At 62.7% G+C, this 12446-nt stretch carries 23 protein-coding genes and 1 pseudogene; all 24 read left to right on the forward strand.

Annotation, left to right across the window (positions count from 1 at the left end):
- Positions 1–32: 32 nt before the first annotated feature.
- The 24 genes and pseudogenes from rplV (at position 33) to rpsK (ending at position 12407) form a co-directional block, all read left to right on the forward strand.
- Entirely contained in the window at positions 33–398 is a 366-nt protein-coding gene (gene rplV / locus BKA03_RS03695) for a 50S ribosomal protein L22 (RefSeq protein WP_062074593.1), read from the forward strand.
- On the forward strand, positions 398–1240 hold the full coding sequence (gene rpsC, locus BKA03_RS03700; protein WP_062074592.1) for a 30S ribosomal protein S3: 843 nt from the start codon (positions 398–400) through the stop codon (positions 1238–1240). Before rplV ends, rpsC begins: the two co-directional genes overlap by 1 nt.
- 2 nt (positions 1241–1242) lie before the next feature.
- Positions 1243–1665: a 50S ribosomal protein L16 gene (gene rplP, locus BKA03_RS03705; protein WP_062074591.1), complete on the forward strand. Its 423-nt coding sequence runs from the start codon at positions 1243–1245 to the stop codon at positions 1663–1665.
- Positions 1662–1889 (forward strand): annotated as a pseudogene (gene rpmC / locus BKA03_RS03710) (50S ribosomal protein L29); the annotation flags it as partial. The gene rplP and the pseudogene rpmC, both read left to right, overlap by 4 nt.
- 27 nt (positions 1890–1916) lie before the next feature.
- Positions 1917–2204 (forward strand): 30S ribosomal protein S17, encoded by a 288-nt coding sequence (rpsQ, locus tag BKA03_RS03715; protein WP_062074589.1) that lies wholly within the window; start codon positions 1917–1919, stop codon positions 2202–2204.
- 62 nt (positions 2205–2266) lie between these two features.
- The gene (rplN, locus tag BKA03_RS03720) at positions 2267–2638 is read left to right on the forward strand and encodes a 50S ribosomal protein L14 (protein WP_062074588.1); all 372 of its coding nucleotides are present in this window, start codon (positions 2267–2269) and stop codon (positions 2636–2638) included.
- Positions 2639–2642: 4 nt separating this feature from the next.
- Positions 2643–2984, forward strand: coding sequence for a 50S ribosomal protein L24 (gene rplX / locus BKA03_RS03725; RefSeq protein WP_062074587.1), 342 nt, complete (start codon positions 2643–2645; stop codon positions 2982–2984).
- Positions 2984–3547, forward strand: coding sequence for a 50S ribosomal protein L5 (rplE, locus tag BKA03_RS03730; RefSeq protein WP_062074586.1), 564 nt, complete (start codon positions 2984–2986; stop codon positions 3545–3547). Before rplX ends, rplE begins: the two co-directional genes overlap by 1 nt.
- 2 nt (positions 3548–3549) lie before the next feature.
- On the forward strand, positions 3550–3735 hold the full coding sequence (locus tag BKA03_RS03735) for a type Z 30S ribosomal protein S14 (protein ID WP_062074585.1): 186 nt from the start codon (positions 3550–3552) through the stop codon (positions 3733–3735).
- 55 nt (positions 3736–3790) lie between these two features.
- A complete protein-coding gene (rpsH, locus tag BKA03_RS03740; protein ID WP_062074584.1) occupies positions 3791–4189 on the forward strand; it encodes a 30S ribosomal protein S8 in 399 nt (132 codons plus the stop codon).
- A gap of 21 nt (positions 4190–4210) precedes the next feature.
- The gene (gene rplF / locus BKA03_RS03745) at positions 4211–4750 is read left to right on the forward strand and encodes a 50S ribosomal protein L6 (RefSeq protein WP_062074583.1); all 540 of its coding nucleotides are present in this window, start codon (positions 4211–4213) and stop codon (positions 4748–4750) included.
- A complete protein-coding gene (gene rplR / locus BKA03_RS03750; RefSeq protein WP_062074582.1) occupies positions 4750–5121 on the forward strand; it encodes a 50S ribosomal protein L18 in 372 nt (123 codons plus the stop codon). Before rplF ends, rplR begins: the two co-directional genes overlap by 1 nt.
- A 24-nt stretch (positions 5122–5145) precedes the next feature.
- A complete protein-coding gene (gene rpsE, locus BKA03_RS03755) occupies positions 5146–5715 on the forward strand; it encodes a 30S ribosomal protein S5 (protein ID WP_062074581.1) in 570 nt (189 codons plus the stop codon).
- Entirely contained in the window at positions 5715–5897 is a 183-nt protein-coding gene (rpmD, locus tag BKA03_RS03760) for a 50S ribosomal protein L30 (RefSeq protein ID WP_062074580.1), read from the forward strand. The genes rpsE and rpmD overlap by 1 nt, the downstream gene beginning before the upstream one ends.
- Positions 5897–6676, forward strand: a complete 780-nt coding sequence (gene rplO / locus BKA03_RS03765; protein ID WP_083971347.1) for a 50S ribosomal protein L15 — start codon at positions 5897–5899, stop codon at positions 6674–6676. Before rpmD ends, rplO begins: the two co-directional genes overlap by 1 nt.
- Before the next feature lie 57 nt (positions 6677–6733).
- Positions 6734–8038, forward strand: coding sequence for a preprotein translocase subunit SecY (secY, locus tag BKA03_RS03770; RefSeq protein WP_062074579.1), 1305 nt, complete (start codon positions 6734–6736; stop codon positions 8036–8038).
- The gene (locus tag BKA03_RS03775) at positions 8038–8604 is read left to right on the forward strand and encodes an adenylate kinase (RefSeq protein WP_179397691.1); all 567 of its coding nucleotides are present in this window, start codon (positions 8038–8040) and stop codon (positions 8602–8604) included. The genes secY and BKA03_RS03775 overlap by 1 nt, the downstream gene beginning before the upstream one ends.
- 3 nt (positions 8605–8607) lie before the next feature.
- A complete protein-coding gene (gene map / locus BKA03_RS03780) occupies positions 8608–9417 on the forward strand; it encodes a type I methionyl aminopeptidase (RefSeq protein WP_062074578.1) in 810 nt (269 codons plus the stop codon).
- 237 nt (positions 9418–9654) lie between these two features.
- On the forward strand, positions 9655–10245 hold the full coding sequence (locus tag BKA03_RS03785; protein WP_062074577.1) for a hypothetical protein: 591 nt from the start codon (positions 9655–9657) through the stop codon (positions 10243–10245).
- Positions 10246–10713: 468 nt separating this feature from the next.
- On the forward strand, positions 10714–11025 hold the full coding sequence (locus tag BKA03_RS03790; RefSeq protein WP_062074576.1) for a hypothetical protein: 312 nt from the start codon (positions 10714–10716) through the stop codon (positions 11023–11025).
- A gap of 115 nt (positions 11026–11140) precedes the next feature.
- Complete coding sequence (gene infA / locus BKA03_RS03795) at positions 11141–11362, forward strand: translation initiation factor IF-1 (RefSeq protein WP_061963594.1); 222 nt, start codon at positions 11141–11143, stop codon at positions 11360–11362.
- A gap of 40 nt (positions 11363–11402) precedes the next feature.
- Positions 11403–11516, forward strand: a complete 114-nt coding sequence (gene rpmJ / locus BKA03_RS03800) for a 50S ribosomal protein L36 (RefSeq protein WP_062069916.1) — start codon at positions 11403–11405, stop codon at positions 11514–11516.
- 129 nt (positions 11517–11645) lie between these two features.
- Positions 11646–12014 carry a 30S ribosomal protein S13 gene (rpsM, locus tag BKA03_RS03805; protein ID WP_062074575.1) on the forward strand — a complete coding sequence of 123 codons (369 nt, stop codon included), beginning with the start codon at positions 11646–11648 and terminating at the stop codon, positions 12012–12014.
- 3 nt (positions 12015–12017) lie between these two features.
- Entirely contained in the window at positions 12018–12407 is a 390-nt protein-coding gene (rpsK, locus tag BKA03_RS03810; RefSeq protein WP_062074574.1) for a 30S ribosomal protein S11, read from the forward strand.
- The last annotated feature ends 39 nt before the right edge of the window (positions 12408–12446 follow it).

A 12446-nucleotide genomic window follows, 5' to 3' on the forward strand; every position in this document is an offset into this window, starting at 1 on the left:
GGCGCGCCCAGAGATCACAGGAGTACATCAACATGGAAGCCAAGGCGCAGACGCGGTATCTCCGCGTGACCGCCCAGAAGGCCCGCCGCGTGGTGAACCTCGTGCGCGGTCAGAACGCGGTCGAGGCAATTGCCTCGCTCAAGTTCCAGCCTCAGGCAGTGGCCACCGACGTGCGCAAGCTCGTCGCATCGGCCGTTGCCAACGCGCGGGTTCAGGCCGACAAGGCCGGCGAACGCTTTGATGAGCGCGAGCTCGTCATCACGTCGATCATGGTTGACGAAGGCCCCACGATGAAGCGGATCCGTCCGCGTGCGCAGGGCCGCGCCAATCAGATCCTCAAGCGCACGAGCCACATCACTGTGACCGTGGGCACTCGAGTCAAGGAAGGGGCCAAGTAATGGGTCAGAAGGTTCACCCTCACGGCTACCGCCTGGGCATCACTACCGACCACCGTTCGCACTGGTTCGCAGACTCGACCAAGGTCGGGGAGCGTTACCGCGACTACGTTGGCGAAGATGTCAAGATTCGCGAAATGATGAAGAAGGACCTGGAGCGCGCAGGCGTTTCCAAGGTCGAGATCGAACGCACGCGTGAGCGTGTTCGCGTCGACCTTCACACCGCGCGTCCTGGGATCGTCATTGGTCGTCGTGGCGCCGAGGCTGACAAGCTTCGTTCCTCGCTCGAGAAGTTGACCGGCAAGCAGGTTCAGCTCAACATTCTCGAGGTCAAGAACGCCGAAATCGACTCGCAGCTCGTCGCACAGGGCATCGCGGAGCAGCTCGCTTCGCGTGTTGCCTTCCGCCGCGCGATGCGCAAGGGCATCCAGTCCGCGCTTCGCGGTGGTGCTAAGGGCATCCGCGTGCAGTGCTCGGGCCGCCTTGGTGGCGCCGAGATGTCGCGCTCCGAGTTCTACCGCGAAGGCCGTGTGCCGTTGCACACGCTCCGCGCCAACATCGACTACGGCTTCTTCGAGGCCAAGACGACGTTCGGCCAGATCGGTGTCAAGGTTTGGATCTACAAGGGCGACATGACGGAGAAGGAGTGGGCGGCCGAGCAGGCCAAGGCTCCTCGTGCTCCTCAGCGTGGCCGGGGCGATCGTCCCGACCGCGGCGCCGACCGTGGTGGTTCGCGTGGACCGCGTCGTGACGACGCTCCCCGCGCGGCTCAGCCGGAGGCCGCACCCGTTGCTGCTGTCGAAGCACCCGCGGCCCCCGTGGCCGAGGCAGGGAAGGAAGGCTAGTCATGCTCATTCCTCGTCGAGTCAAGCACCGTAAGCAGCACCACCCTGGTCGTTCCGGTGCGTCTACGGGCGGTACCGAGATCTCGTTCGGTGACTACGGGATCCAGGCCGTTACTCCCGCGTACGTGACCAACCGTCAGATCGAGGCAGCTCGTATTGCCATGACGCGTCACGTCAAGCGTGGCGGAAAGGTGTGGATCAACATCTACCCCGACCGCCCGCTCACCAAGAAGCCCGCCGAAGTGCGCATGGGTTCCGGTAAGGGTTCACCCGAGTGGTGGATCGCCAACGTGAAGCCGGGTCGTGTTCTCTTCGAAATCGCGGGTGTCCCCGAGGAGCTCGCACGCGAGGCCATGAGCCGCGCACAGCACAAGCTCCCCATGAAGACTCGCTTCATCGTTCGTGAAGGTGGTGGCAACTCATGACCATCGGTACCCAGGGCCTTATGCCGCCCGAGTTGGACGCCATGGAGGATGAGCGCCTCGCAGAGGAGCTCAAGAAGGCGAAGGCTGAGTTGTTCAACCTTCGTTTCCAGTCCGCCACCGGCCAGCTCGAAAACCACGGCCGACTCAAGGCAGTCAAGCGCGACATCGCCAGGATCTACACGATCCTTCGCGAGCGCGAGCTCGGCATCCGTACCGCTCCCGCGGCGAAGTCGTAAGTAAGGGTTAGAAATATGGCGACCAAGAAGCACACGACGGCCACCGTCGACCACCGCGCGCAGCGTAAGACGCGTCGCGGCTACGTCACCAGCGACAAGATGGATAAGACCATCACGATCGAAGTCGAGGACCGCGTCAAGCACGCGCTCTACGGCAAGGTCTTGCGTCGCTCGTCCAAGATCAAGGTCCACGACGAGGAGAACACTGCCGGCATCGGCGACCTCGTCCTCGTGATGGAGACCCGCCCGTTGTCAGCGTCCAAGCGCTGGCGCCTGGTGGAGATCCTCGAGAAGGCCAAGTAACCAACGTTCGACCAGGCTCGTCGCTTTAGAGGCGGCGAGAACCAGACGACAGGAGAGAAACAATGATTCAGCAGGAGTCGCGACTGCGTGTCGCCGATAACACGGGTGCCAAGGAGATTTTGTGCATCCGCGTGCTCGGTGGATCGCACCGTCGCTACGCCGGCATTGGTGACGTCATCGTCGCCACGGTGAAGGATGCCATTCCTGGCGGAAACGTCAAGAAGGGCGAGGTCGTCAAGGCCGTCATCGTCCGCACCGTGAAAGAGACGCGTCGCATCGACGGTTCGTACATCAAGTTCGACGAGAACGCAGCAGTCATCCTGAAGGGCAAGGACACGGACCCCCGCGGTACGCGCATCTTTGGCCCGGTGGGGCGTGAACTGCGCGACAGGAAGTTCATGAAGATCGTGTCGCTCGCACCGGAGGTGATCTAGTCACATGGCGAAGATCAAAAAGGGCGACCTCGTTGTCGTCATCGCTGGCGGAGACCGCGGCCAGCAGGGCCGCGTGCTGGAGGTCATCACCGACTCCGAGCGCATTGTGGTCGAAGGCATCAACCGGGTCCAGCGCCACGTCAAGCCTGGCACGCGTCGCGACAACATGGAGGGTGGCATTGTCACCGTCGAAGCGCCGCTGCACATGTCAAACGTGATGTTGGTTGACCCGGACACCAAGAAGGGCACCCGCGTGGGATACCGCGCGGAGCAGGTCGAGCAAGACGGCCGTATGCGCACCAAGCGCGTGCGTGTTGCCAAGCGCTCGGGTAAGGACATCGACTGATGGCGACCGAAACCGTCACCATGCCCCGCCTCAAGGCGCGGTACCGTTCCGAGATTGTCGCGACGCTGAACACTGAGTTTGGCTACGACAACATCATGCAGGTTCCCGGCCTCGTTAAGGTCGTCGTGAACATGGGCGTTGGCGAGGCCGCCAAGGACTCGAAGCTCATCGAGGGTGCCATCAAGGACCTCATCGCGATTACCGGCCAGAAGCCGCAGGTCACCAAGGCCAGGAAGTCCATCGCGCAGTTCAAGTTGCGCGAGGGCCAGAACATTGGTGCTCACGTCACGCTTCGCGGTGACCGCATGTGGGAGTTCCTCGACAGGCTTCTGTCGACGGCGTTGCCTCGCATCCGCGACTTCCGTGGCCTCAGCCCCAAGCAGTTTGACGGGCGTGGCAACTACACCTTCGGCCTCACGGAGCAGTCGATGTTCCACGAGATCGACCAGGACAGGATTGACCGAGTGCGCGGTATGGACATCACAGTTGTGACCACCGCCACCACCGACGACGAGGGTCGCTCGCTGCTCAAGCAGCTGGGCTTCCCCTTCAAGGAGAAGTAGCGATGGCGAAGACCTCTCTCAAGGTGAAGGCGGCAAGCAAGCAGAAGTTTGCCGTTCGCGCCTACACCAGGTGCCAGAAGTGCGGACGTCCGCACTCCGTGTACCGCAAGTTCGGCCTGTGCCGCGTGTGCTTCCGCGACATGGCTCACCGCGGTGAGCTCCCGGGCATCACCAAGAGCAGCTGGTAAACCACTACGTCGCAGGTCCCATGCGGAAACCACGGCGAGGAAGAGTGACTCACTCATGACAATGACTGACCCGATCGCAGACATGCTCACGCGTCTGCGTAACGCCAATACGGCGCACCATGACAAGGTGTCAATGCCGCACTCGAAGATCAAGGCGAACATCGCCAAGATTCTTGAGGAACAGGGCTACATCGTCGGCTCGTCCGTGGCTGACGCCGCGGTGGGCAAGACCTTGACGCTCACCCTAAAGTTTGGTCCGGACCGCTCGCGTGCCCTCGCAGGCATTCGCCGCATCTCGAAGCCCGGACTGCGCGTTTACGCAAAGTCGACCAACCTCCCCAAGGTCCTTGGTGGCCTTGGAGTGGCAATCTTGTCCACCTCCTCCGGGCTGCTGACAGACCGTGAGGCCGAAAAGAAGGGCGTGGGCGGCGAAGTCGTCGCCTGGGTCTGGTAACCGGGAAAGGAGAACACTGCAATGTCTCGCATTGGAAAGATTCCCGTTCCGGTTCCCGCCGGAGTGGACGTCTCGATCGACGGTGCCGCGGTCACCGTGAAGGGCCCCAAGGGCACCCTCACGCACAACGTGGCATCCCCGATCGAAGTGGAGAAGGGCGACGGCACCATTGAGGTGAAGCGTCCCAACGACGAGCGCATCAGCAAGTCGCTGCACGGCCTGACGCGCACGCTTGTGGCCAACATGGTCACCGGTGTGACGGAGGGTTACGAGAAGAAGCTTGAGATCGTCGGCACGGGTTACCGCGTCGCGCTCAAGGAGGCGGGCCTCGAGTTCGCCCTCGGCTTCTCACACCCCGTGTTCGTGACGGCACCTGAAGGCATCGCCTTCGCTGTCGAGTCGCCCACCAAGTTTTCGGTGGCCGGTATCGACAAGCAGCAGGTGGGTGAAGTAGCCGCCAACATTCGCAAGATTCGTAAGCCTGAGCCGTACAAGGGCAAGGGCGTCCGCTATGCAGGCGAGGTCGTTCGTCGCAAGGCCGGAAAGACGGGTAAGAAGTAATGGGTATCTCGATCAAGGGCAAGGGCAAGGCGATTGCGCGCGAGCGTCGTCACTTCCGTCTGCGCAAGAAGATCTCAGGGACCGCAGCCAGGCCCCGCCTTGTGGTGACGCGTTCCGCGCGCCACATGGTGGCTCAGGTCGTCGATGACACGCTGGGTAAGACCATCGTGTCGGCGTCGACCCTCGAGGCTGATCTGCGTGCACTCAAGGGTGACAAGACCGCCAAGGCAACCAAGGTGGGCCAGTTGGTCGCCGAGCGCGCGAAGGCAGCCGGTGTCGAGGCGGTCGTGTTCGACCGCGGCGGCAACCAGTACCACGGTCGCGTTGCGGCGGTGGCCGATGGCGCCCGAGAGGGCGGCCTGGCCCTGTAGCCGGGACGTAAAGGACTGATACATATGGCTGATAACAACAGCGGCCGCCGCGACAACAATCGTCGTGGCAATGAGCCGGACAACAAGTTCATCGAGCGCGTCGTCACGATCAACCGCGTCTCCAAGGTCGTGAAGGGTGGTCGTCGCTTTAGCTTCACCGCTCTCGTGGTCGTTGGCGACGGAGAAGGTAACGTCGGCGTCGGATACGGCAAGGCCAAGGAGGTTCCCTCGGCTATCGCAAAGGGAGTCGAAGAGGCCAAGCGTTCCTTCTTCCGCGTGCCACGCATCCAGGGCACCATTCCTCACGCCGTTCAGGGTGAGGCAGCTGCCGGTGTCGTGTTTTTGCGCCCCGCGTCGCCTGGTACCGGTGTGATCGCCGGTGGTCCGGTGCGTGCGGTGCTCGAATGCGCCGGAATCCACGACGTGCTCACCAAGTCTCTTGGCTCCTCGAACGCCATCAACATCGTCCACGCCACAGTGGATGCGTTGAAGCGTCTTGAGCAGCCCCAGGCCGTCGCGGCTCGCCGCGGACTTCCGGTCGAGGACGTGGCGCCCGCAGCTCTGTTGCGCGCTCAGGCAGCCGGGGTGAAGTAATGGCTCGTCTGAAGGTGACGCAGAAGCGTTCAGAAATCGGCACCAAGCCGCAGCACCGCGAGACCCTAAGGTCGCTGGGACTCAAGCGTGTCAATGACATTGTCGTGAAGGAAGACCGTCCCGAGATTCGCGGAATGGTCAATGCGGTTCGCCACTTGGTGACCGTGGAGGAGGTCGAGTAATGGCCGAGGAAAAGAAGGACGCCGCCAAGGCGCCCGCCAAGAAGCCTGCTGCCAAGGCTGTTGCTGAGAAGGCTCCCGCCAAGGTTGCTGCCAAGGCTGCTCCTGCTAAGGCTGCGGCCAAGGCTGCTGCTGACAAGGCTCCTGCTGACAAGGCTCCCGCTACGGCTGTTGCTGAGAAGGCTCCCGCCAAGGCTGCTGCGAAGGCTCCCGCTGCCGAAAAGGCACCTGCTGCGAAGGCTCCCGCTGCCGAAAAGGCACCTGCTGCGAAGGCTCCCGCTGCCGAAAAAGCACCTGCTGCGAAGGCCAAGGCCGCCGCAGAGGAGCCCAAGGTGACGACGCTGAAGATGCACCACCTGCGTCCCGCCCCTGGTTCACACAAGACCAAGATCCGTGTGGGTCGTGGTGAGGGTGGACGTAAGGGCAAGACGGCTGGTCGCGGTACCAAGGGAACCGGCGCACGCTACCAAGTGCCCATCGCGTTCGAGGGCGGTCAGACGCCCCTGCACATGCGAATCCCCAAGCTCCGCGGCTTCCGTAGCCCGTTCAAAGTTCGCTACCAGGTAGTGAACCTCGACCAGCTCGAGGCGCTCTTCCCCAAGGGCGGCAAGATCACCAAGGCAGACCTGATTGCCAAGGGTGCCGTTCGCAACAACCTGCCCGTCAAGGTGCTCGGTGATGGCGACATCGCCGTCAAGGTGACCCTTGTCGACGCCGATGCGGTTTCGCGTAGCGCGAAGACCAAGATCGAGGCGGCCGGCGGTACCGTCAACGAAGGCTAGGCTCGTGGCGGGTTCGCGCAGTCGCGGACCCGCCGCGCCAGCTTCATCGGAGGATTCATGCTTGCAGGCTTTTTGAGTGCATTCCGCACGCCGGACTTGCGCAAGAAGCTCTTGTTCACCCTCGGGATCCTCGCGATCTACCGCCTGGGTGTTGCTATCCCGACCCCTGGCGTCAAGTTCGCCAACGTGCAGTCGTGCATAGATAACCAGTCGAGCACGACTGGTGGTCCGTTGCAGATCCTGAATCTGTTCTCGGGCGGCGCGCTCCTGCACCTGTCGGTCTTCGCGCTGGGCATCATGCCGTACATCACTGCATCAATCATGGTGCAGCTATTGCGCGTGCTCATCCCTCGCTTCGAGGCCCTCCAGAAGGAAGGCGCTGACGGCCAGGCCAAGCTGACGCAATACACGCGTTACATCACCGTCGGGTTTGCGGCGATCCAGTCGGCTTCCTACGTCACGATGGCTCGCAACGGAGTGTTCTTCCCCGGTTGTAACGAGCCGATCATCCCCAACACTTCCTGGAACGTCATCTCCGTGATGGTCTTGACCATGACCGCGGGCACGGTCTTGATCATGTGGCTTGGTGAGCGAATCACCGAGCGCGGCATCGGCAATGGCATGTCGCTGTTGATCTTCACGTCGGTCGCGTCCTCGTTCCCGACTGCGATGAGGACCATCTGGCACAGCTCGGACCACGTGCGCAACACCGTGGTGATCCTGCTCGTCGTGTTTGCCGTGATCGCGGCAGTGGTCTACGTCGAGCAATCGCAACGGCGCATTCCCGTGCAGTATGCGAAGCGCATGGTCGGCCGCAAGATGCTTGGCGGATCGTCGACTTACATCCCGCTCAAGATCAACATGGCTGGCGTGATCCCCGTGATCTTCGCCTCGTCGCTGTTGCAGTTGCCTTACGTCATCGTCCAGTTCGCGGGTAAAAATCCCTCGAAGTTTGTGATCTGGATCCAGAACAACCTCACGAATTCTGCCGCGCCGATGCACATGGCGCTCTACATTCTCCTGATCGTCTTCTTCGCCTACTTCTACACGGCCATCACCTTCGATCCCACCGAAGTGGCCGACAACATGAAGAAGTACGGCGGATTCGTGCCAGGTATTCGCCCAGGCAAGCCCACCGCCGATTACCTCGACTACGTGCTGTCACGCATCACCGCGGCCGGTTCGGTCTACTTGGCGATCGTGGCGTTGATTCCTACGCTTGCTTTGACGTTCTTGGGACTCAGCACGTCAATCCCCTTGGGCGCCACGACGATCCTGATCCTCGTGGGTGTCGGTCTTGACACCGTGAAGCGGATTCAGGCGCAGCTGGAGCAACGCAGGTACGAAGGGTTCTTGAGGTAATGCGTCTGGTGCTTGTAGGCCCCCCCGGAGCAGGAAAGGGAACACAGGCCGCCCGGCTTGCGGAGGAGTTCTCCATTCCCGCGATCTCGACGGGGGACATCTTCCGCACCAACGTCAAGGGTGAGACGCCTCTGGGCAAGAAGGCGCAAGAGTACATGTCCGTGGGCGCCCTGGTGCCCGACGAGGTCACCAACGCCATGGTCAAGGACCGGCTGGGGCACGATGACGTTGCAGCGGGTTTCCTTCTCGACGGGTACCCTCGCAACCCAGAGCAGGCCGTCGAACTCGACGCGATGCTCGCGGAACTTGGCGTCGAACTTGATACGGTGCTCGAGATTACTGCCGACACCGATGAGGTGACAAGGCGCCTGCTCAATCGCGCTCGGCTCGAGGGCCGCGTAGACGACACGGAAGACGTCATCCGCACGCGGCTCGAGATATATGCCGAGTCGACGGCCCCCGTGACTGCGTTCTACGACAGTCGTGGCGTGCTGGTACGTGTTGACGGAATCGGCGACGTCGACGACGTGACGAAACGCATCGTCGCCGCGCTCGACGCGCGGTAAGTCATGGCTCGCGGAGTCGAGTACAAGACCAGGCCCCAGATGCGGGTCATGGCCCGCGCGGGCATCGTCGTAGCCGATGCCCTCGATGCGGCACGAGCTGCAGCGGTTCCCGGCGCAACTACGGCGCAGGTGGATGCGGCCGCGGCGAGGGCGATAGCAGCCGCCGGCGCGACCTCGAACTTCTTGGGCTACTACGGCTTCCCAGCGGTGTCCTGTATTTCGATCAACGATGAGGTCGTCCACGGCATCCCCGGTCCACGCGTCATTCAGGACGGCGACATCGTGTCGATCGACTGCGGGGCGATCGTCGAAGGATGGCACGGAGACTCGGCACTTTCGATCATCGCCGGCACTCCCCGAGGTGGCCAAGACACTCACTTGGTCGAACGCACCAAGGCGGCCCTGTGGGCGGGGATTGCGGCGCTTGCGACCGCTCGGCGTCTCGACGAGGTGTCTGGCGCAATTGAGGACGTTGCCGACGACGCGAAGGTGCACCCGCTCATCGGCTACGTGGGTCACGGGATCGGCACGGCGATGCATCAGGCGCCCGAGGTCCTCAACTACCGAACGCGCGGACGTCACCCCAAGGTGAAGCCAGGAATGTGTCTCGCGATTGAGCCGATGTTTGTCATCGGCACCCCTGAGTCGACCCTGCTTGACGACGACTGGACGGTGGTCTCTGCCGATGGCTCGCGAGCGGCTCACTGGGAGCATTCCATTGCGGTTCACGACGACGGGATCTGGGTGTTGACGGCTCGCGACGGCGGTGCGGCGGAGCTCGCAACTTTCGGCATCGTGCCCGTCGCGCCCTAGGACCCCAAATAAGGGTGCCCCCCAAGTCGGGGGCACGATGTGCTCTTATACCAGGTGCGTCGCGGCGCGGCCTGTGGTGATTCTCACAAATGAGTCTGAGAACTGGCGCACGTTCTCATCGACGCGTATCCCTAGTGGATAAACCGCCGGCGAGGGCAATCGGTGGATCGTCCGTCTTGTCGATGGTTCTACACGACGCAATTCAGTCCTGTGCCCTCGACGCAATCAGGGAGCACCATGGTCAGGGGACTTTCCACCGCTAGGGAGTCACAGCAAGAGCTCGCCGATGCCGCGCGTGACGACCTTCACCGGACGCACATTGCGTTGCTGGCGCAGTCGCGAAGCGGTTTAGTTCGTGAGGTGGTTGCAGGGAGGGACGACGTTCCGTTCGGCGTGCAGGCGGCCCTGTCGAACGACGATGTCCACGAAGTGCGTGCCGCGATTGCCGCCAATCCGCGTGCCGCGATCTCGGTCATGAACCACCTCGCCGCAGACTCTCACCATTGCGTCCTTCTCGCGCTCGCCTCGAACCCGAGCGCGCCACGGGAGGTGGCGCAGAAGCTCTCCAGTCATCGGCGGGCGGATGTGCGTAACGCGGCGATACGTCGACTCGAAAGTCGTGACTTGCCCGTCGCCCCGGTGGTCCTGGACCCCGATTCGCACATCCCCGAGTTGCGTGAACGTGCCCAGATGCCGCCAGAACGCGTGCCAAACCCCGTCGGATGGGCGTTCAGCGCAGATATCGACTACCCAGGCGGTAGGACGCTTTCGCGTCTCGCGCAGCACATTTCCGGTGCCCAACGTGGAGCCTCGCCCCACCCCGCATGAACTCCCTCGCGCCCAATCCGAGTGCCCCCGTCGTGGTGCTTGAGGCTCCGGTCGCGCACCGTCGCGAAGGCACTCGCGTTATCGTGGTCCGCCGGTGACGATCCATAACCGAGATCGCGTAGCGACCATTGCTCAGGGTGTGGCCGTCTACGGCCAGACAAGGCCGCAGACCGCCCGCCGCGACGGGGACGTGGCGTTGGCTACCGCTTGCGCATTCACGGCGCGACAGCGGCGTGCGTGCGGCAGTGGCGGGAAACCCCAGATGGCTGAGGCCTTGTCTGCGCGCCTGTCGAGGGAAAGGGACGTCAGGGTCGTCAGGGCGCTCGCGCCGAGTTGCGGCGAGACCGACACGGGAATGGCAACTTCTCCGTTTTTCCACACGCGGTTGATCTCATGCAATAGTCCGACTTACTCTATTACCGATGCTTTGGGGGCATCGGGCGACTCAGCGAAGGGAGACGACGACCAATGACGGGACTCTCTTCTCCGCGGAGTACGTCCGACGACGTGGCGCGTGCCGTCGATCCTGGCGTGACGGGCGGCGAACTTCTCCCGTATGCGGTCCATCAGAGTGCCATCGTTCGCGCCGCAGTCGCGGCACGCATGGATTGCCCCGTCGGCGCGTTGATTTCCTTGGGGCACGATCACGATGTAGCCGTTTTGGAGGCGCTATTGCGCAATGCGCGTACTCCCTCCTCGGTGGTGCGCGCCCTCGCAGATCACCGCAATCAGTCGATCGCGGACCTCGCGGTTCAGCGCCTGCGCAACTCCTTCCGCTAGAGCGCAACGGTGCTGGCATCTGCGCCGGTTGAGAGTGCACCGACAATGGGGTAAACTCGTCGGTCGGGCGTTTTTGCGCGCCTGCGTATCCAATTAATCGACGTTAGCGGAGTTCATGGCCAAGAAAGACGGCGTCATCGAGGTTGAAGGCAGCGTGGTTGAGGCATTGCCGAACGCGTCGTTCCGTGTGGAACTGACGAACGGTCACCTCGTGCTTGCCCACATCTCAGGGAAGATGCGCCAGCACTACATCCGGATCCTCCCAGAGGACCGCGTAGTGGTGGAGTTGAGCCCATATGACCTGTCCCGCGGGCGCATCGTCTACCGCTACAAGTAAGCCGCCGTCGGTTCGCCGGCGTCAGCCAAGGAAACTAACCATGAAGGTGAAGCCCAGCGTCAAGCCCATCTGCGATAAGTGCAAGGTGATTCGCCGCAATGGCCGTGTAATGGTCATCTGCGAGAACCTGCGCCACAAGCAGCGTCAAGGCTAGACAGCAGCACAAGACAGACCACGTTTGGACACCGGGCAACCGGAACCCTCGGCTCGGAGGCCGGGGCCCGCACTACACAGAGCGGGAAGTCCGAGCGTCAGACCTCCGAATACACACGGAGTTGTACACATGGCAAGACTCGTTGGAGTCGATCTGCCGCGCGAAAAGCGCATGGAGATCGCCCTGACCTACATCTACGGCATCGGACGCACTCGCTCGCACCAGATTCTTGCTGCGACTGGCGTCAGCCCCGACACCCGCGTGAAGGACGCGACCGACGAGGAACTCGTTGCGTTGCGTGACTTTATCCAGGCGAGCTTCACGGTCGAAGGTGACCTGCGCCGCGAGGTGACGGGCGACATTCGCCGCAAGATCGAAATCGGTAACTACCAAGGCCTGCGTCACCGCAAAGGCATGCCCGTTCGCGGTCAGCGCACCAAGACAAATGCGCGTACCCGCAAGGGACCCAAGAAGACCGTTGCCGGAAGGAAGAAGTAGGCCATGGCTGCACCCGTTCGCAAGCCGCGCAAGAAGATCAAGAAGACCGTCGCTCACGGTCAGGCGCACATCAAGTCGACCTTCAACAACACGATCATTTCGATCACGGACCCCTCGGGCGCCGTGGTGTCATGGTCGTCTTCGGGTCAGGTGGGTTTCAAGGGTTCACGCAAGTCGACCCCTTACGCCGCTCAGATGGCAGCCGAGGCCGCTGCTCGCAAGGCCCAAGAGGCCGGCATGAGCAAGGTCGACGTCTTCGTGAAGGGTCCCGGCTCGGGACGCGACACCGCAATCCGTTCACTGACCGCCGCGGGCATGGAGGTGACGTCCATCAAGGACGTGACTCCCCAGGCCCACAACGGTTGCCGTCCGCCCAAGCGTCGCCGCGGCTAGAGCCATTCGCCGCCGCGCGGTCCACGCGCGGCGGTCGGC

The organism is Demequina lutea, assembly GCF_013409005.1.
GTDB classification, from domain to species: Bacteria; Actinomycetota; Actinomycetes; order Actinomycetales; family Demequinaceae; genus Demequina; species Demequina lutea.